This window comes from Kribbella alba, assembly GCF_039529635.1.
GTDB classification, from domain to species: Bacteria; Actinomycetota; Actinomycetes; order Propionibacteriales; family Kribbellaceae; genus Kribbella; species Kribbella alba.
Genome location: NZ_BAAANE010000004.1, coordinates 927021 through 945291 on the forward strand (window position 1 = coordinate 927021; position 18271 = coordinate 945291).

Genomic DNA, 18271 nt, shown 5'->3' on the forward strand with positions numbered 1-18271 from the left:
TCAGCCGCGCGGAAGCCAGACGCGCATCGCGCCGACCTCGCGGTTCGCCCAGGCGTAGTACGGGATAGCGGTGATCTCGACCTCGTCGCCGACCTGGTCTGTTCTGCCGGGCTCGAACGGCCACGCGCCGGCCTGGTGTCCGGTCCCGGCGCGACCGCGGGCGGTCAGCACCGTGACCCCGTCGAGCAGCTCCGGATCGTAGCTGCTGGCAACTGATGCCTCAGGCAAGAGGTGGAGGTCGTCGACGTCGGCCTGCTGGTCCGACTGCTCGACCGCGTAGACCAGCGGGCCGCGCTCCAGTGCGACACAGTCACGAACTGCGTCGACCCGAGGATCGGCGGCGACCACCCGCGTTGCCATTGGCAACTGCAGCTCGATGACGTCTCCGACGGACCACTCCCGCTCGATCCGCGCGTACTCGCCGGCTTCCGTCGGAGTGCCGTTGACGGTCGCCCCTTCTGCCCACTGGGGAATTCGCAGCTCCACGGCCCAAGGCCCGTCGACCGTCTGCTCGACGGTCAGCCTGACCGCGCCGTCCCACGGATACGCCGTCTCCACCTTCAGCCCGACCGAGCCCCGGCCTGGCAGATCGGCCGCCACCGCGCCTTCGGCGTACTGGTGGAGCTGGAGGGCGTCGGCGCTGGTACTCGCGAGGTAGCCGTCGAGGCTGGCGAGGGTGCGCATGATGTTGGGCGGGCAGCAGGCGCAGTCGAACCAGCCGCGCCTGCCGTGCGCTGGGCTGCGGTTGTTGTCCGCGTGCGCCGCGCCGCGCAACTGCAGCGGATTCACATAGAAGTATTCGGTCCCAGCGAGCGAGACTCCGGCCAGGAAGCCGTTGTAGAGCATGCGCTCGATGGCATCCGCGTACTTCGCGTCGCCAGTCGCCAGCAGCATCCGCCAGGCCCACTGGATGCCGCCGATCGCCGCGCAGGTCTCGGCGTACGCGCGATCCGACGGCAGCTCGTGCTCATCACCGAACGCCTCGCCCTCCCACCGCGCACCGAGCCCGCCGGTCAGGTACGTCTTCGTCGCCCACATGTGCGCGAACTGCGTCTTCAGCGCCTCGAGGAGCTCGGCGTCCCCGGTCTCCAGCGCGACATCGGTCGCACCCGCCGCCAGATAGACAGCCCGTACTGCGTGGCCTTCCACGGTGGCGGCCTCTCTCACCGGAACCCGGTCCGAGAAGTATGTCGGCTCGTGGCCGTGGTTCGAGATGATGCCGTGACCGCGGGCTTCGACGAACCAGCGGGCCAGGTCGAGGTACGCCTGGGTGCCGGTCTCGCGGTAGAGCTCGACGAGGGCCATCTCGATCACCGGGTGGCCGTCGACATCGACGGTCTTGTCGTCACCGAAGTTCGCGACCAGGTGGTCGGCCAGTTTGATCGCGACTTCGAGCAGGCCGCGATCCGCCGTGCAGCGGACCTGCGCGATCGCGGCCTGGATGAGGTGGCCCGCGCAGTAGTGCTCGTGGCTCCAGACGAGCTGCTGGTAACGCCCCTCGTCGCCGTACCGGAGCTGGACGACCGAGTCGAGGTAGCCGTCTTCTCGCTGGGCGTCGGCGACGATCGCGGTCAGCTCGCGCTGACGCTCGAGCAGGTCCTCGGACGGGTTGCGGGCGTACTCCCAGGCGACGGCCTCGAGCCACTTGTAGACGTCCGAGTCGGCGAACACCGGTCCGATCGCCTCGCCCTCGCCGATCCCCGCAGCAAGCCGCAGGTTGTGCAGGTTGCCGGCCGACTCCAGCTGGCCCTGCCCCGACGGGATCGCCTGCTCGCCGTTCCGGAGCTGGCGCGGCGCCCAGAATCCGCCGGTGATCCGGGCCTGGCCGAGCCCGACGGGTTGCCACCTGCCGGTGAGGGCTGCGGCGGGACTGCGGGAGGTGGTGACTGCTTCCGGGCTGGCGCTCATCAGCGACTCCTGGGACTCAGACGGGTATGACTTCATACGGACAGTGTCGCTCGGACGGAAAATCCGGAACACGTTTTCCTGACTGAACGTAGAGACCTTCTCCGGCTTGGTCAACCCCTCAGACCCGCACAAATCCAGAAATCCGCCACCGCGTCGGGTACCGTACGCAGTACCCGACAGAAACCTCGGAAAGGAGTTGCCGGATGGCGTCACGCGGGCCCTCACTGCCACGCATCACGGATGTGGCCGCGCTCGCGGGTGTCTCCACGAGCACCGCGTCGAAGGCGCTGAACGACACCGGCCAACTCCGTGAGGAGACCCGGGAACGGGTCCGCCGGGCCGCCGAGCAGCTCGGCTTCACCCCGGACAGCCGCGGCCGGGCACTGTCGTCCGGGCGCAGCTACACGGTCGGCCTGATCACCACCGACAGTTCCGGCCGGTTCAGCATCCCGATCATGCTCGGCGCCGAGGACGCGCTCAGCGCCGGCGAGATGGCATTGGTGCTCTGCGACACCAGGGACGACCCCCTCCGGGAACAGCACTACCTGCGCTCATTGGTGTCCCGGCGCGTCGACGGGATCATCGTCACCGGCCGACGGACCGAGCCGCGCGAACCCATCGACGTGCCGATCCCGGTGGTCTATGCGTTCAGCCCGTCCACCGATCCTGCGGACACGTCGGTCATCGTCGACGACCACGGCGGCGCCTCGTCCGCAGTACAGCACCTGCTCAGCCTCGGGCGTCGGCGGATCGCGCACATCACCGGACCGGCGAGTCATCGCAGCGCGTTGTCCCGGGCAGCCGCGACCGTCGAATCCGCCGGCGACGCATTGGTGGGTGAGCCGATGCACGGCGAGTGGAGCGAACGCTGGGGCCGGCATGCCGTCGATGTCCTGTTGCGGTCGGGGACCGAGGTCGATGCGATCTCCTGCGGCAGCGACCAGATCGCGCGCGGCGTCTGCGACCGGCTGCGCGAGCTGGGCCGGTCGGTGCCGGACGACCTCGCGGTCACCGGCTACGACAACTGGAGCGTGATGGCGCTGGCCAGCCGCCCGCCACTCACCACCGTCGACCTCGAGCTCGAGGAGCTCGGCCGCCATACCGCCCAATTGTTGCTAGAGGCAATCGCCGGCTCCCCCCACCGGGGATTGGTGGAACTCCCCACCCGTCTGGTCACCCGTGAGTCAACGCTCGGCACCTAGCCGGGCAAGTAGTGAATCAAGGGTCGTGTGATCGACAGCCATCCCGGGGAACGCGGCCAGCGACCTGAGCGGGAAGTTGCCGACCACCCTGAGGAGTTCTTCGTCGGCCAGTACGCCGGTCGGTCCGTCGCCCTCGCCGACACCCATCGCCTCGAGGAGCATCGGCCGACCGACCGGATCCGCCAGCCACTCCTGCAGCGACGACTCTTCGCCGAGCGGCGCGGCCACCGGTGGTGCGTCGACGTCGAGGGTCGCGGTCAGCCGCAGGTCGCGCGAAGACGCCCCGACGGCGAACTCGAACCGGCCCGCCTCGAGCGCCCAGCCGTGGTTCAGCTCCGACCAGTAGGACAGGTCCCGACTACCCAGCCGGAAGCCGACCCGTGCCGTCTCCCCCGGGTCGAGGTCGACCTTGCCGAAGGCTTTCAGCTCGCGGACCGGTCGGGCGACGGACGCCTCGAGGTCAGCGACATACACCTGGACGGCCTCTTTGCCGGCGCGCCGGCCGGTGTTCGTGACGTCGAAGCTCACCGTGATCGCGAGGTCGCCGCCGGCGTGAGTGCCGGTCTGCTCGACGTCCAGGTCGCCGTACTCGAACGTGGTGTACGAGAGCCCGTGCCCGAACGGGTAGCTCACCTCCCGCGCCAGCGCGTCGTACCCGCGATAGCCGACGAAGATGCCCTCGCCGTACCGCACGTGGCCCGAGCCGCCGGGGAAGTTGAGGTACGACGGGTTGTCCTCCAGCCGAAGCGGCAACGTCTCCGCCAACCGGCCGGACGGGTTCGTGGCACCGAGCAGGACATCGGCGATCGCGCCACCGGCGGCCTGACCACCGAGCCAGGTCTCGACAACCGCCTTGGCATGGTGCTCCCAGCCGGCCAGCCGGACCGCCGAGCCGTTCGCCAGTACGACGACCAGGCGCGGGTTCACCGCGGCCAGCCGCTCGACCAGCGCGAGCTGCGAGGCCGGAAGGTCCAGGTGCTCGCGATCGAAGCCCTCCGACTCATAGCTGGACGGGAGTCCGAGGAAGGCGACGACCGTGTCGGCTCGTGCCGCCAGCGCGACCGCCTCGTCGGCGAGCGCCTCGTCGTCGGTCGTCGCCCTGTCGGTGGTCGCGCTGTCGGTCGGCGCGCTGTCGGTCGGCGCGCTGTCGGTCGTCGCGTCCAGTCCGAAGCCGGGGGCGAACTCAACCCTCACGCCCGGTCCCGCTGACACCGACCCACCGTGGTCCTCGTCAGCTGGGATTGCCTCGACGGCCGCCGTGAGCTGGTCCAGTGCGGTTTCGACCTGGGTCGGGTTCACCTGCGAACTGCCGGCGCCCTGGTACCGGGGGGTCCGGGCGAACTCCCCGATGACCGCGAGAGTGCTGCCCTGCTCCGGCACCAGCGGCAGGATGCCGTCGTCGTTGCGCAGCAGCACGATGCAGTCGGCCGCCGCCTCCCGAGCCAGTGCGTGATGCGCCGCGTGATCCGCGGGAGCACCCTGGTCCGAGGTTTTGGCGACTAGCTCGAGCACCCGGCTGACCGCCGTGTCGAGCACGGCCTCGTCGAGTTCCCCGCTCTCAACCGCCTCGATGATCCGGGCGTCGCTCCGTTGGAGATCCGGCGGCATCTCCAGGTCGAGCCCGGCAGCGAGCGCTGCCACCCGGTCATGCACGGCGCCCCAGTCCGACATGACGAGCCCCTCGAACCCCCACTCGTCGCGAAGCAGCTCGGTGAGCAACCACCGGTGCTGGGAGGCGTAGGTGCCGTTGATCTTGTTGTACGAGCACATCACCGTCCACGGCTGCGCCTCCTTCACCACCCGCTCGAAGGCAGGCAGGTAGATCTCGCGCAGCGTCCGTTCGTCCACGTCGGCACTCACCCGGAGCCGATCGGTCTCCTGGTTGTTGGCCGCGAAATGCTTGACCGAGGTGCCGACGCCCTGACTCTGCACACCACGGACCATCGCCGCGGCCAGCACACCGGCGAGCAGCGGATCCTCGGAGAAGTACTCGAAGTTGCGACCACACAGCGGCGAACGCTTCATGTTCACCCCGGGCCCGAGCAGTACGCCGACCTGCTCGGCGCGGCACTCCCGGCCCAACGCATCGCCCACCCGGTAGAGCAGGCCCGGGTCGAACGACGACGCCAGGGCGGCCGCGGTCGGGAAGCAGGTGGCTGGAATGCTCCCGGACAGGCCGACGTGATCGGCGTCGCCCGGCTGCTTGCGCAATCCGTGCGGACCGTCGGTCACCATCACCCGCGGGATGCCGAGGCGGTCGATCGACTGGGTGTGCCAGAAGCCGGATCCCCGGCACAGGGATGCCTTCTCCGCCAGCGTCAGCTGATCCAGCAGCGACCGATTCTCCGGGCTCGTCTCCAGGCTGGTATCCATGGGCGCGACCGTAACATTCGCGTAACGCACTCTTGATCTCTGACTACGTAGACAACATCCTGACTACGCAGTCAGAAACGGCATCCCTCCGGCTTTGAGGACCCGCAGCATGGCCGACAAGACACCACCGCAGCCCGCCGGCGCCGCTCGCACGCGCCGCCCGGGCAGTACGGATGTCGCCAAGCTGGCCGGCGTCTCCCAGAAGACCGTCTCCCGCGTGCTCAACGGCGAGCCCTATGTGACCGAAGAGGTCCGGACCCGCGTCCTGGCCGCTGTCGAGGAGCTCGGCTACCGACGCAACAACGTCGCCCGTGCGCTCAACTCGGGTCGCACCCAGCGCATCGGGCTGGTCGCACTCGGCACCGCCCTGTACGGACCGTCCAGCCTGTTGATCGCGCTCGAGCGAGCGACCCGGAGCACCGGCTACTCGTTCAGCGTCGTCAACACCGTCGAGGGAGATCCGGGCGGTGTCGCCGGCGCCGTCGACCACCTGATCGAGCAGGGTGTTGACGGCATCGTGTTGTCCGAGCCGATCGACGAAGGACAAGACATCCCGCTCAAGATCGACGTACCGGTGCTCACCTTCGGCCGGTTCCCCGGACTCGCGGCCGAGCCGATCCTGATCACCGGCGGCGACGGGGTGCGGGCCGGTCGCCTTGCCACCGAACATCTGCTGGCACTCGGACACCGAACGGTCTGGCACGTCGCCGGCCCGCATCGCTGGTGGGCCTCGCGCGACCGACTGGAAGGCTGGCGGCAGGCCCTCGCTGACGCGGGCGCGCCCGAACCCCCTGTCCTAGAAGGGGATTGGTCACCGGCCTCCGGCTACGAGGCCGGTCTGGAACTGGCCAAGAACCCTGAGGTGACCGCCATCTTCGTCGCCAATGACGACATGTCCATCGGAGTGATGCGGGCACTGACCGAGGCCGGCATCCGGGTCCCGGACGACATCAGCCTCGTCGGCTTCGACGACATCCCGTCGGCCGCCTACCTGACGCCGCCGCTCACCACCATCCCACAGGATTTCGACACGTTCGCGGCCCGCGGGCTCGCGGACCTCATCCAAGAGATCGAGGCGCCCACCGGCGCCCACTCCCAAGAGCCGGATCCACTCTCGCTCCAGCTCGTCGTCCGCCAATCCACCTCGGCCCCGCCGAGCACGCCCCGCAGTCTGCCCGGCCGCCGGCCGCGCCGTACGCCGAAGAAATAACAGATCGCCCCGGGTGATCTGCCTACCGTCCGGCCGTTCGGCCCGACGGTGTTCTGGCCATGCAATGAAGGAGTTCCGCCGTGATCCGCTTGAAGCGTTCGACCGGCCGTCCCCGTGCCACCCGCGCCACCGCCCTGCACGCAACTGCCCTTGTCCTCGCCGCCGGCCTGGCCCTGACCGCCTGTGGTGGCGGCGGGTCCGACTCCAGCTCAGGCGGTCAGGCCCAGGCCGCCCCGTCGGTCAGCCAGGCCGATATCGACAAGGCCCTGCAGACCCCGACCGAGCTCACCTTCTGGACCTGGGTGCCCAACATCCAGAAGGAGGTGGACCTGTTCCAGAAGAAGTACCCGGCCATCAAGGTGAAGGTGGTCAACGCCGGACAGGGCGAACCGCAGTACACGAAGCTCCGGACGGCGCTGAAGGCCGGCAGCGGCGCGCCCGACGCAGTACAGATCGAGTTCCAGTACATCCCCACCTTCTCGATCACCGACAGCCTGCTCGACCTGCGCCCGTACGGCGCGACCGCGCTGAAGGACAAGTTCGTCGACTGGACCTGGAAGCAGGTCAGCGGCTCCGACGGTCAGGTCTGGGCGATCCCGCAGGACACCGGCCCGATGGGGATGCTCTACCGCAAGGACATCTTCGACAAGTACGGGATCACGCCGCCGAAGACCTGGGACGAGTTCGCGACCGCGGCGAAGAAGCTTCATGCGGCCGACCCGAAGGTCGCGATGACTAACCTCGCCTCGAACCAGAACGGTGTCTGGATGGGCCTGCTCTGGCAGGCGGGCGCCAAGCCGTTCACCACCACTGGCAAGGACTCCGTCACCGTCAACGTGAACGACGAGACGTCGAAGAAGCTCGGCACCTACTGGAACGGGCTGATCAAGGACGGTTCGGTGTCGACCGATCCGGACTTCACCGACCAGTGGTACCAGGCGCTGAACCGGGGTCAGTACGCAACCTGGCTGACCGCGGCCTGGGGACCGGTCTTCCTCTCCGGCAGCGCCAAGTCCACCAGCGGCAAGTGGCGCGCCGCTCCCCTACCGCAATGGGACGCGAGCAAGCCTGCCTCGGGCAACTGGGGTGGTTCGACGACTGCCGTGATCAAGGGCAGCAAGAACGCGATCGCCGCCGCCGAGCTGGCGAAGTTCCTGAACACCGATCCGGAGTCCACCAAGATGTTCGCCAGCCAGCAGTTCCTGTTCCCGGCGACCAAGGGCGTCCTCACGGATGCGGCGTTCGTCGCTGAGAAGCCGGCGTTCTACGGCGGGCAGACGGTGAACCAGGTGTTCTCCGACATCAGCAGCACGGTCAACACCGAGTTCCAGTGGCCGCCGTTCCTGGACCAGACGGTGAATGACTGGGATGAGACGGTCGGCAAGTCCTTCGCGGACAAGTCCGATCCGGGCGCGGCCCTCGACCAGTGGCAGTCGCGCACCACGACCTACGCGGAGAACCAAGGCTTCAAGGTCAACAAATGAGCCAGGCAACCAGCTTGGAGCCGTCGCGCACTACAAGCCTTAGTCGTCCTGGTCGTAGGCCCAAGCTCGCGAACACCGGCAACAGCGGCTATCTGTTCGTCGCACCGTTCATGGTCGTGTTCCTGGGCATGCTGGTGGTGCCGCTGGCCTACGCGGCGTACCTCAGCCTGTTCAGGGACCGGCTGATCGGCGGCACGGTCTTCGCCGGTCTGGACAATTACACGCGGGCTCTGGGCGACGACCGGCTGCTCGAGGGCGTCGGGCGAGTCGCTCGCTTCTTCGCCTTCCAGGTGCCGATCATGCTGCTCATCTCGTTGCTGGCGGCACTGGCCATCGACAGCGGCCTGCTCCGCATGGCCAAGGTGTTCCGGCTCGGCATCTTCCTCCCGTACGCCGTACCGAGCGTGGTCGCCGCGCTGATGTGGGGCTACCTGTACGGGCCTGACTTCGGGCCGTTCGCCCAACTGGCCGACAAGGTGGGCGCGGCCGTGCCACCGTTCCTCAGCGATTCCTGGATGCTCGGCTCGATGGCGAACATCGTCACCTGGGAGTTCACCGGCTACAACATGATCATCCTGTACGCCGCGCTGCGGGCGATCCCCGGCGAGCTCTACGAAGCCGCGGCGGTGGACGGCGCGGGCGCGTGGCGGACAGCGTGGAGCATCAAGATCCCGGCGATCCGGCCGGCCCTGATGCTCTGCCTGATCTTCTCGGTGATCGGCAGCTTCCAGTTGTTCGCCGAGCCGAATCTGCTCCAACGGCTCGCGCCGAACGTCATCGACAGCGCCTACACCCCCAACCTGTACGCGTACACGCTGGCCTTCACCGGCCAGGAGGTGAACTATGCCGCGGCAGTCTCGTTCCTGCTCGGCCTGGTCATCATCGTCGCGTCGTACACCGTCTTGTTCGTCACCAGTCGCAGGAGCCGGTCATGACCACGACAGCGACCCTCACCGCACCCTCCGAGGTTGTTGCCAAGCGCAAGCACAAGGCCTTGAGCGACCGGCGCAGCAACGTACTCACTCTCGGGATGCTCGCGCTGCTGATCTACTTCGTGCTGCCGCTGTTCTGGCTCTTCGTCGCCTCGACGAAGACGACCGGCGATCTGTTCTCCAGCTTCGGGTTGTGGTTCAGCAACGACTTCTCGCTGCTGTCCAACATCCGCCAGACCGTCACGTATGACGGCGGGGTCTACGCCCGCTGGATGGCGAACACAGTGTTCTACTCCGTGGTCAGTGCCGGTGGCGCCGCTCTACTGAGCGCCCTCGGCGGCTACGGCTTCGCGAAGTACAAGTTCCGCGGCAACGGGGCGATGTTCGCCGTGGTGCTGGGTTCCATCATGGTGCCGACCACGGCACTGGCCATCCCGACGTACCTGCTGTTCAGCAAGGTCGGTTTGGTGAACACGCCGTGGGCGATCATCCTGCCGTCGCTGGTGAGCCCGTTCGGCCTTTACCTGATGCGAATCTACGCACAGGACGCGATCCCGGACGGAATCATCGAGGCGGCCCGGATCGACGGTGCCGGTGAGTTCCGGATCTTCTTCCAGGTCGCACTGCGGATGCTTGCCCCAGGCATCGTCACCGTCCTGCTGTTCACCCTGGTGGCGACCTGGAACAACTACTTCCTGCCACTGATCATGCTCAACAATCCCAAGCTCTACCCGGTCACCGTCGGCCTGGCTGCTTGGTCGTCGCAGTCCACCGGAGGCGGCGGCTCGACCGGCGAGTTGCTCTCGTCGGTCGTGACCGGCTCCCTGCTGTCGGTCATCCCGTTGATCGCCGCGTTCCTGTTGCTGCAGCGGTACTGGCAGTCAGGCCTGTCGGCCGGCGGCGTCAAGGACTGAATCCCCCTTCTGTCATTGGAGAAACTCACCGTGTACCAGCCCTCCTCCCGAGTGCTCTTCGGCGCGGCCTACTACCACGAGTACCAGCCTCACGACCGGCTCGAGACCGACCTCGACCTGATGGTCGACGCCCACTTCTCGGTCATCCGTGTCGGCGAGTCCGTCTGGTCGAGCTGGGAGCCCGAGAACGGTCGCTTCGACCTCGACTGGCTCCAGCCGGTGCTCGACGGCGCCCACGCCCGCGGCATCGCCGTGCTCCTCGGTACCCCGACGTACGCCGTGCCGCCGTGGCTCGCTCGTCTTTACCCCGAGATCGCCGGTGAGAACGCGACCGGCCGTCGGATCCCCTGGGGTGCAAGGCAGGAGGTGGACTTCACGCATCCTGCTTTCCGCTTTCATGCCGAGCGCGTCATCCGCAAGCTCGTCTCGCGGTATGCCGACCACCCGGCGGTGATCGGCTATCAGGTCGACAACGAACCGGGCAACGAACTGTTCCACAACCACGGCGTCTTCCAGCGCTTCGTCGACCACCTCAAGCACACCTACGGCGATGTGGAGACTCTCAACCGCGAATGGGGGTTGGTCTACTGGTCGCACCGGCTGTCGGACTGGGCCGATCTGTGGACGCCGGACGGAAACGTGCAACCGCAGTACGACCTCGCTTGGCGCCGGTTCCAGGCGGAGCAGACGACCGAGTTCATCAGCTGGCAGGCCGACATCGTCCGGGAATACGCGCGCGACGACCAGTTCGTCACCACCTGCATCTCCTATGAGCGGCCGGCAATGGCAGACGATGCGCTGACCGAACAACTCGACGTCACCGCGGGGAATCCGTACTACGCGATGCAGGACGGCCTTCTGCTGCCAGCCGGTGACGACCAGCGGCAGCACTGGACGACAGTCGGCACCTGGGCGCTCTACCTCAGCGCCGACCGGATGTACTCCTCGAGGCAAGAGCCCTACCTGGTCACCGAGACGAACGCGCAGTCGATCGGCTACCCGTGGGACAACCGCCCGGCGTACGACGGCCAGTGGCGGCAGGCTGCCTGGGCGCTGATCTCCCGCGGCGCCAGCATGATCGAGTACTGGCACTGGCACACGCTGCACTTCGGGGCGGAGACGTACTGGGGTGGAGTACTGCCGCACAGCGGTCGCCCAGGGCGGACGTACGCCGAGCTCTCCCGGCTTGGGGCTGAGCTGGAGGCCGCAGGCGATGCGGTTGCCGGTCTGACACCGGATGCCGATGTGACCATGCTCTACTCGCTGCCGAGCAAATGGCTGATGCAGAAGTACCCGCCGCTGTCCCGCGATGACGGCAGCCCTGACGACCGGTCGTACCACGGGCTCTTCGATCCCTTCTACCGTGGCGCTTTCGACGCAGGGCTGCAGGTGCGCGTCCTGCACGTCAGCCAGTTCACCGGCACTGCTGACGAACTGGTCGCACGGCACCCGGTCCTCGCCGTACCAGGTCTCTACATCGCCGACGACGCGTTGCTTGATCTGCTTGTCGCCTATGCCGCTGCCGGTGGGCATCTTGTCGTCGGTCCACGCACGGCATACGCCGACGAAGAAGCCCGCGCCCGTACTGCGGTGATGCCGGCTCGGCTGTCGGAGGCCGCTGGGGTCTGGTACGACGAGTACAGCAACCTGAGCAGTGATCTGCCTGTGCGCGGTGCTGGGTCATCGCTTGAGCTGGACGAGGCTGCCGCGGGGACCCGCTGGGTCGACGGGCTCCAGACAACGGACGCCGAAGTGCTCGCCGGCTATGAGCATCAGCACTTCGGGCGCTGGCCGGCTGTGACTACGCGGGTTCATGGGAAGGGACGGATCACGTATGTCGGCACGGTCCCGAACGCGCAACTGGCGACCGAGTTGTTCCGGTGGATCGCTCCCACGGACCGGAAGGATCTCCCCGCCACCGTGACTGTGACGAGTGGAACCGCCCGGGACGGACGCCGAGTCCGCTTCGTGCACAACTGGTCCTGGGAACCGGTCGATCTCGAGTTGCCCGGCACCTTCCGCGACCTCCTCGACGGCACGGAGCTCGCTGCCGGCGAGAAGCTGAGCCTCGGCCCATGGGATGTGAGGGTGCTCCTGGAGACCTGATCGCACAAGGGCCCGATACCTCGCTGCGGCGGCCTGGCGAGGAACAGGTCGGGCTAGGCCATCAGGTCGGCGAAGACCACGAGGTTGGCCTCGAACTTGCCGTTGGACAGCCCGCCACAGGTGATCAGCCGCAAACCCGCGTGGTCAAGATCGCCGTACACCGCTGAGCTCGGGAAGGTGGACTTGGGATACTGCCTGACCCGGACCACCCGGAACACGGCCGCTGAATGGTCCTGTCGGGTCACCGTGATCTTGTCCCCCGGCGTCAGCGAACCGAGCTCGGCGAAGACGCCAGCCCGACCGGACCAGCGGACGTGGCCGGCGATGACGGCCGGCCCCTTCTCCCCCGGAGTGGGCGCGCCGGTGAACCAGCCGGCCGGGAAGCCGTTCGGGGGCACCTGCAGATTGCCGTTGGATTTGAGGCCGAGGCGCATCAGGCTCGAGTCCACCCCGATCGCGGGGATGACAACCCGGATCGGGGTGGACCTCCGCATCGGCGCCGACCGCCGACCCTCGATGGGGGAAGGCCGGGAAGGTTGGACGAACGGCTCCGAGTGGAGTCGTGGGTCGAGCTCGAATGCGGTGCTCTTCGGCTTGCCTAGGGCCGGATTACTCGCGGCCGGCTTGCTCGACCCGGGGGCTAGCGGGGTAGGTGTGAGGACGGTGGTGGTTGGCGCAGCGGTCCCGCTCGGTCCGGCGTCAGGGGAGGTCGGGCCGGTGTGAGTCGGCCCCGAGCCCGACTCACTGGAACAACCAGCCACGACGAGTGCCGTTGCGACGAGCAGGACCGCTGCGCCGGTCCTCATGGTGTGACAGCTGTCCAGCCAAACCATGGGACAACCGGAGGCTCGACCAGCCAGATCGACCAGCCGGACGCATCACCTGTACCGACAGGACCTTCGGGCGTCTTGGTGACCTGCGGAGCCCTGGGCGAAGTCGGAGATGTGGTCGGCGGTGTGGTCGGCGGTGTGGTCGGCGGTGTGGTCGGCGGCGTGGTCGGCGGTGTGGTCGGCGGTGTGGTCGGCGGCGACGTCGGACGGGACGTCGGCGGTGAGGTCGGAGGCGACGTCGGAGGTGAAGTCGGGGGCGACGTGGGCGGCGACGTCGGAGGTGAAGTCGGGGGCGACGTGGGCGGCGACGTCGGAGGCGACGTCGGAGGCGAGGTCGGAGGCGACGTCGGAGGCGACGTCGGAGGCGAGGTCGGAGGCGAGGTCGGCGGGACTGGGCTGCAGCGTGGTCTGGTGATGGTGTTCGTGTCCAGGGTGACGGAGCCGTTGCGGGCCAGCATCCGGCCGATCGAGGTCGCTCCGGTCTGCATAGTGATCGAGGTCAACGCCAGGATGGTGCCGCGGAAGGCGGTGGCGGTGCCGATCGTGGCGGAGCTGCCGATCTGCCAGAACACGTTGCAGGATCGAGCCCCGTTGGTGAGCAGCACCCGACTGCTGGACGCTGTGGTGAGCGTGGAACCCGCCTGGAAAACGAAGACGGCCCCCGCGTCGCCTTCGGCATCCAGGGTGAGTGTTCCGGTCAGCCCGATCGAGGAGGCGGAGTTGTAGACGCCCTGGGTCAGGGTCTTGCCGCCCAGGTCGTCCGTGATCGGTGACGGCGGCGACTCTCCCGCCGCGTAGTTGTACGCCGTGACCAGGTCGTCCTTCGCCCCCTGGGTCACGCTGTCCCCGGCATGGTTCGAGCCGGTGATCGTCATCGTGCCGGTTCCGGTGATCGCCGGGTTGGGGAAGCTGCCGATATCGCCATTCAGCGTCGTCGGCCCGGTGTTGGTGATCCCCGCGCCCGCCAGGACCACGAAGCTCCCGGCAGTACCCATCGGCACCACGACGGCTGCTGCCTGAGCGTTGTCCCGAGTAGCCAGCACGCCGCCGGCGGAGACTGCGACCGCTGCCGCGACCGCCAGCACGCTGAGTCGTAACCGGCCTCGGGTAGGCCCGTACCTGGAGAACTTCATGATCGATTCACCCTCAAGTCCTTCGATAAGCCGCCTGTTCCGAGCGGCATGGCGAGTTGCGTTGGCAGTTCTTCGCGAAGGAGGGTCCGCTGCAACGCGGACGACATCTCGAGGGCCGGGCAGGGGCCGGCAGTAGGACATCGGGAGACCGCCACCAGCAGGACGTTCCCCGTCCTACTGCGAGTTATGGCAGGTTCGCACCCCGTTCGATCGGCGGCAGTCCTGAGAGGCCGCAAGACACCGATCACAATTTGTTGCTGAAATCTGACCGTAGGTCACCGAATCCATGCTGTCAACGGCTCGACAGGTGCATTCGGCAACCAGTTCAAGTCGTTGCCCGATTCAACTAGCGAGTCCCCGAGCCGGCTGTCGTCAACGACTGGACGACGGCTTGCGCTGCTGATGAAGCCTCGAGGCGGTTGCCACAGATCGCCATCCAGCGCCAACGACGGCCGTTCGCCCTACTCCGGTCGATCAGGAACAGCCCTGCGTTCCTCGTCGTCCCGCACGGCCGCGATCTGTTCTCCTTCCGCTGAGGTTGAGGGGCACGAGGTCCTCTATTGGGAGATTCGGCCGGTCGATGCGCCGATTCTGCTGCTCCTGCAGGGGTTTCCGACCGCCTCCCACATGTTCCGGGAGCTGATCCCAATGCTCGCGGACAAATACCACTTGGTCACGCCGGACGACCGGGGCCGAGAGCTCCCGTCTCACCTTGCCGATCTCGGGTGATTCCGGCCCTGGATGTTTCATGTCGGCGTTCGTTGATGACGCTGGCGGTCTCGTGGGTACGGCTCGGCAGCGCGGTGTCGTTGCAGGGCCGTTCACCGCGGGTGTTGAGGTCGCGGGCGAGTGCGGTGTGGCGTGGCGGCTTGGCCGGGGTCACGGGCCGGGGGATTCCGTGTTGTTGTCGTCGTCCCAGGGTGATTTCCAGGTGGTGTCGTTCTTCGGTTGGGTCAGGGTGCGCGCGGGCGTCGTGGCGTTGAGTGGTTCGTCGCCCCAGGGGTTGAGGCGTGCGGTTTCCTCGGCGGTGATCCAGGGGGAGTCGCTGGTGTGTGGCCAGGCCGGGGCAGGGCGCGGTGGCCCGTCGGCGCCGGGTGGCTCTTCGTCGCCCGTTGCGCCTGGTGAACCGGGTGAACCGGATGCCGCGGATGCCGCGGGTGCCCCGGGCGAACCGAGCGAACCGGGCGCGCCAGGTGCAGGTGCGCCGGGTGTGCCGGGTGGTCGCTTCCGGTTGAGGCGTGGGAGGCGGCCGGGTTCGGCCCAGGTGGGTCGGGTGACGGTGACGCGGCCGCGGGTGATGGTGATGGTCCAGTGGCCGTGGTGGATCTGGATGTGGTGGGCCCGGCAGAGCAGGACGAGGTTGGACAGGGCGGTGGGTCCGCCGTCGATCCAGTGGATCAGGTGGTGGGCGTCGCACTGGATCGGTGGTGCGCCGCACACGACGCAGCCCCTGTCGCGGAAGTTCAGTGCGCGGCGCATCGCCCGGTTGACGAACCGTTCCTCCTTCCCGACATCCAAAGGTTCGGAGTCGGTGCCCAGAACGATGGGGACGACGCCGGCGTCGCAGGCGAGTCGGCGGACGGCGGCGGCGGACAGGTTGCCGCCGTAGACGAACCGGCCGAACCCCGGGTTGGTGTGGTCGAGGGCGCCGAGCCCATCGAACCCGCCCGGCCCGCCGAGCCCCTCGAGCCCCTCGAGCCCATCCGGATTCCCGATCCCCTCGAAGCCGCCGCCTCCGCCGCCTCCGCCGTTCCCGCCGCTTCCGGCGTTCTGGCCGTTGCCGTTGCCGTTGCGGGTGCCAGCGACGGCGTTTTGGAGGTCGGTGAGGTCGATGGTGATGGTGATGTGGGGTTTGATGGCGCCGTGGCCGGTGGTGCCGGCACCGGCGGTGGCGTTCAGCACCGTGGTCAAGGCGTCGGCTTGGCGCTTGTCGCGGGATCGGGGGTCTTGTTCGCCGTCGATGGTCTTGTGGGGTTTGGCGTTGGCGTCGATGAGGGTGTTGAGCAACTCTGCGTTTTCGTTGGCGAGGAACCCGCCGAACTTCAGGCCGTGGTCGGCGTTTTTCATCCAGAACGCCTCGCGGGCGTAGGCCTTGTCCTCGGCGGGTTCGGGTCCGTCGGTGTCGAGCAACTCCAGGATTTGTCGGCCGAGGTCGCGCAGGTCGCCGGGTGGCAGGTGCCGCGCGGCCCGCACCATCTGTTCTTCGGCCGCGACCACATCCTCGACCGGCACCGTGGTCGGCACCTTTTCCAGCGCGGACACGATCGCCCTCGCCTGCGCCAGGTGCAGCAGCACCGGAGCGCCCCCGGCGGTGCCATCGGCGCCTTGGTCCGCGCCGGCGTCCTGGCCCTCGTCGGTGTTGCTGTCGGTGTCGGCCTGACCGTCGTCTAGGTCGTCGGTGGGGGTGGGTAGGGCGGCGGAGACGAGTTCGTATTTGGGGAGCGCGGCGGCCAGTTTCAGGTCGCGGCGGACGTCGGCCTTGTTGAGGCGGTGCCGAAGCGACACGAGTTCGGCGGTGTCGCGGGCACCGAGCTCCTTGGCGTGGCCGCCGGCGTCGAAGCCGGCCAGGACCTGGAGCCGGTAGGTTTCCAGCCGGCTGATCTCGTCGCGCAGCGCGTCGAGGGCGGTCAGCTGTTCGCTGCCGCTCATCGACCACACCGGCCGCATCTCCACGAGATCCATACCGACAACTCTAGAGCTGCCCGCCGACAGTTTCTGTGCCGAGAACCCGTTATAGATAAGGGATTTCTTGATGCACTGAAATTGACCCAGTTGTCCACAGCAACCGTAGACCTGTGGACGCAAGGATGCCGTATCGGGCCCAGTTGTCCACAGAAACTGGCTCCCCCGAGCGCTAGTACGACAGCCGTAGTTCGTGATGATGCCTTTCGGCAGGGGGCCGCGGAGGGCTGGGTGGGGTGCGGCCCTGACCAAGAGTGGGGACCTGGGACAGGTAGTCGGGACCTTGAACACGTTATTTGGTGTCCGTGGTCCCTGTTTGGTGTTCAAGGTCGCCGCTTCGTGACCGCTGCGCGCCACCGGGCCCATCCCCGCAACATCACAAACTCCGGCTGTAGTACTAGGGATTCGTGCTGCGGTCCAGCCAGGCAAGATAGCTCGGTGATCCGTGGCCGATCTCGGTGGCGGTCACCTCCGGGTTGTCCCACGGATGCTCGGTCAGCAGGTGCGCCTCCAGTTCGGCATACCGGGTGATGGTCGTTTTGAGGGTCACCTCCCACTCATCTCCCTCGCCGACCCCACGGCGCTGCAGTACCCCGAGCAGATCCAAGGCGATCTTCACGCATCACGGCAATGCGTACGAGGACGCGACAAGACCTGGGCCGAGGTAGTTGCCTACGACAACGGCAACGGCAGCGGCAACGGCAAACGCGAACGGCAACGCAGAGGAGGCAGCGCGAAGCAACAGCGAAGTGGCAGCACCAGCACGGGGTCGCGGACCAGTCGCCGCAGCTTGAAGCAAGAACGACGACATCTCCCCGCCCGTCGGCGCGACGGCCTGCCGTGACCTTCCCGACCTCGAGATCCATTTCCTCCCGACCGGCTACTTCGCCTTGGAAACCCGCGCCGCCCAGATCGCCAGGCTGCTCGACAACTTCCTCACCCGCACCCTCCCCTGACGGGACTTGCTCGGTCACGAGCTGCTCCCGTCGGGAAATCCGCATGGCGAGCAGTCGGGCTGGGCACCGACGTCGTAGGGAATGCCGGCCATCCAGGCCGGGCCCGGAGCGGAAGAGGCGACGGACAGTGACGATCAAGGCAGTGCTCGCGGTGGTACCGGTAGCCGACCTGGACCAGGCGGTCGAATGGTACGAGTCGTTCTTCGGCCGCCCGGCCGACACCAAGCCGATGGACACGCTGGCCGAGTGGCACCTGAGCGAGCTCGGCGTCGTCCAGGTGTTCCAGGACCCGGATCGCGCCGGGCGGACCGCGGTGAACTTCACTGTGGACGAACTCGACGCAGTCCTCGCCGAGCTGGCCTCGAAAGGCATCACCAGTACCGACCCCCAGGTGGTCTCCAACGGCCGCCAGCGCCTCGCCACCACCACAGACCCCGACCACAACCAGCTGGGTCTGATCGAATCCACCAGCTGACAAAGGCCACCGGCAAACCCCGGGCGGCTGATGCCTCCCATCGCCGAGCCGGCCTCGGCCTGCCAC

At 67.7% G+C, this 18271-nt stretch carries 14 protein-coding genes; 7 read left to right on the top strand and 7 right to left on the bottom strand.

Annotated elements, in window-relative coordinates; all coding sequences use genetic code 11:
* Positions 1-1908 carry a glycoside hydrolase family 127 protein gene (locus tag ABD210_RS11240; RefSeq protein WP_344111011.1) on the bottom strand — a complete coding sequence of 636 codons (1908 nt, stop codon included), beginning with the start codon at positions 1906-1908 and terminating at the stop codon, positions 1-3.
* 203 nt (positions 1909-2111) lie between these two features.
* On the opposite strand from ABD210_RS11240, the gene ABD210_RS11245 reads away from it, so the two are divergent.
* A complete protein-coding gene (locus ABD210_RS11245; RefSeq protein WP_344111012.1) occupies positions 2112-3110 on the top strand; it encodes a LacI family DNA-binding transcriptional regulator in 999 nt (332 codons plus the stop codon).
* Here ABD210_RS11245 and ABD210_RS11250 read toward each other — a convergent pair.
* Entirely contained in the window at positions 3093-5483 is a 2391-nt protein-coding gene (locus ABD210_RS11250; protein ID WP_344111013.1) for a glycoside hydrolase family 3 C-terminal domain-containing protein, read from the bottom strand. The two genes, ABD210_RS11245 and ABD210_RS11250, sit on opposite strands and share 18 nt — an antisense overlap.
* 109 nt (positions 5484-5592) lie before the next feature.
* On the opposite strand from ABD210_RS11250, the gene ABD210_RS11255 reads away from it, so the two are divergent.
* The 5 genes from ABD210_RS11255 (at position 5593) to ABD210_RS11275 (ending at position 12129) form a co-directional block, all read left to right on the top strand.
* Positions 5593-6693 (top strand): LacI family DNA-binding transcriptional regulator, encoded by a 1101-nt coding sequence (locus ABD210_RS11255; protein WP_344111014.1) that lies wholly within the window; start codon positions 5593-5595, stop codon positions 6691-6693.
* Positions 6694-6773: 80 nt separating this feature from the next.
* Positions 6774-8177, top strand: coding sequence for an ABC transporter substrate-binding protein (locus ABD210_RS11260; RefSeq protein WP_344111015.1), 1404 nt, complete (start codon positions 6774-6776; stop codon positions 8175-8177).
* Positions 8174-9112, top strand: a complete 939-nt coding sequence (locus tag ABD210_RS11265; RefSeq protein WP_344111016.1) for a carbohydrate ABC transporter permease — start codon at positions 8174-8176, stop codon at positions 9110-9112. Before ABD210_RS11260 ends, ABD210_RS11265 begins: the two co-directional genes overlap by 4 nt.
* Positions 9109-10023 (top strand): carbohydrate ABC transporter permease, encoded by a 915-nt coding sequence (locus tag ABD210_RS11270; protein WP_344111017.1) that lies wholly within the window; start codon positions 9109-9111, stop codon positions 10021-10023. The genes ABD210_RS11265 and ABD210_RS11270 overlap by 4 nt, the downstream gene beginning before the upstream one ends.
* 30 nt (positions 10024-10053) lie before the next feature.
* The gene (locus tag ABD210_RS11275; RefSeq protein WP_344111019.1) at positions 10054-12129 is read left to right on the top strand and encodes a beta-galactosidase; all 2076 of its coding nucleotides are present in this window, start codon (positions 10054-10056) and stop codon (positions 12127-12129) included.
* Positions 12130-12182: 53 nt separating this feature from the next.
* On the opposite strand, the gene ABD210_RS11280 is transcribed toward ABD210_RS11275, so the two are convergent.
* From ABD210_RS11280 to cutA, 5 genes are all read right to left on the bottom strand, one after another.
* A complete protein-coding gene (locus ABD210_RS11280) occupies positions 12183-12623 on the bottom strand; it encodes a class F sortase (RefSeq protein ID WP_344111021.1) in 441 nt (146 codons plus the stop codon).
* A 308-nt stretch (positions 12624-12931) separates the two neighbouring features.
* Positions 12932-14233: an ice-binding family protein gene (locus ABD210_RS32440; RefSeq protein WP_425552651.1), complete on the bottom strand. Its 1302-nt coding sequence runs from the start codon at positions 14231-14233 to the stop codon at positions 12932-12934.
* A 205-nt stretch (positions 14234-14438) separates the two neighbouring features.
* Positions 14439-14741 (bottom strand): CGNR zinc finger domain-containing protein, encoded by a 303-nt coding sequence (locus tag ABD210_RS32445; RefSeq protein ID WP_425552652.1) that lies wholly within the window; start codon positions 14739-14741, stop codon positions 14439-14441.
* Between the two features lie 230 nt (positions 14742-14971).
* Positions 14972-16774, bottom strand: a complete 1803-nt coding sequence (locus ABD210_RS11295; protein WP_344111025.1) for an HNH endonuclease signature motif containing protein — start codon at positions 16772-16774, stop codon at positions 14972-14974.
* Positions 16775-17171: 397 nt separating this feature from the next.
* Entirely contained in the window at positions 17172-17393 is a 222-nt protein-coding gene (cutA, locus tag ABD210_RS11300) for a divalent cation tolerance protein CutA (RefSeq protein ID WP_344111026.1), read from the bottom strand.
* 464 nt (positions 17394-17857) lie between these two features.
* Between cutA and ABD210_RS11305 the strand changes: the two genes are divergently transcribed.
* Complete coding sequence (locus ABD210_RS11305; protein WP_344111027.1) at positions 17858-18205, top strand: VOC family protein; 348 nt, start codon at positions 17858-17860, stop codon at positions 18203-18205.
* Positions 18206-18271 lie beyond the last annotated feature (66 nt).

What these genes read in the sequence shown, in the direction of transcription:
- ABD210_RS11240 (WP_344111011.1), bottom strand. Translation starts at nt 1,908, where the DNA reads ATGAGCGCCAGCCCGGAAGCAGTCACCACCTCCCGCAGTCCCGCCGCA.
- ABD210_RS11245 (WP_344111012.1), top strand. Translation starts at nt 2,112, where the DNA reads ATGGCGTCACGCGGGCCCTCACTGCCACGCATCACGGATGTGGCCGCG.
- ABD210_RS11250 (WP_344111013.1), bottom strand. Translation starts at nt 5,483, where the DNA reads ATGGATACCAGCCTGGAGACGAGCCCGGAGAATCGGTCGCTGCTGGAT.
- ABD210_RS11255 (WP_344111014.1), top strand. Translation starts at nt 5,593, where the DNA reads ATGGCCGACAAGACACCACCGCAGCCCGCCGGCGCCGCTCGCACGCGC.
- ABD210_RS11265 (WP_344111016.1), top strand. Translation starts at nt 8,174, where the DNA reads ATGAGCCAGGCAACCAGCTTGGAGCCGTCGCGCACTACAAGCCTTAGT.
- ABD210_RS11270 (WP_344111017.1), top strand. Translation starts at nt 9,109, where the DNA reads ATGACCACGACAGCGACCCTCACCGCACCCTCCGAGGTTGTTGCCAAG.
- ABD210_RS11280 (WP_344111021.1), bottom strand. Translation starts at nt 12,623, where the DNA reads ATGCGGAGGTCCACCCCGATCCGGGTTGTCATCCCCGCGATCGGGGTG.
- ABD210_RS32440 (WP_425552651.1), bottom strand. Translation starts at nt 14,233, where the DNA reads ATGTCCTACTGCCGGCCCCTGCCCGGCCCTCGAGATGTCGTCCGCGTT.
- ABD210_RS11295 (WP_344111025.1), bottom strand. Translation starts at nt 16,774, where the DNA reads ATGGATCTCGTGGAGATGCGGCCGGTGTGGTCGATGAGCGGCAGCGAA.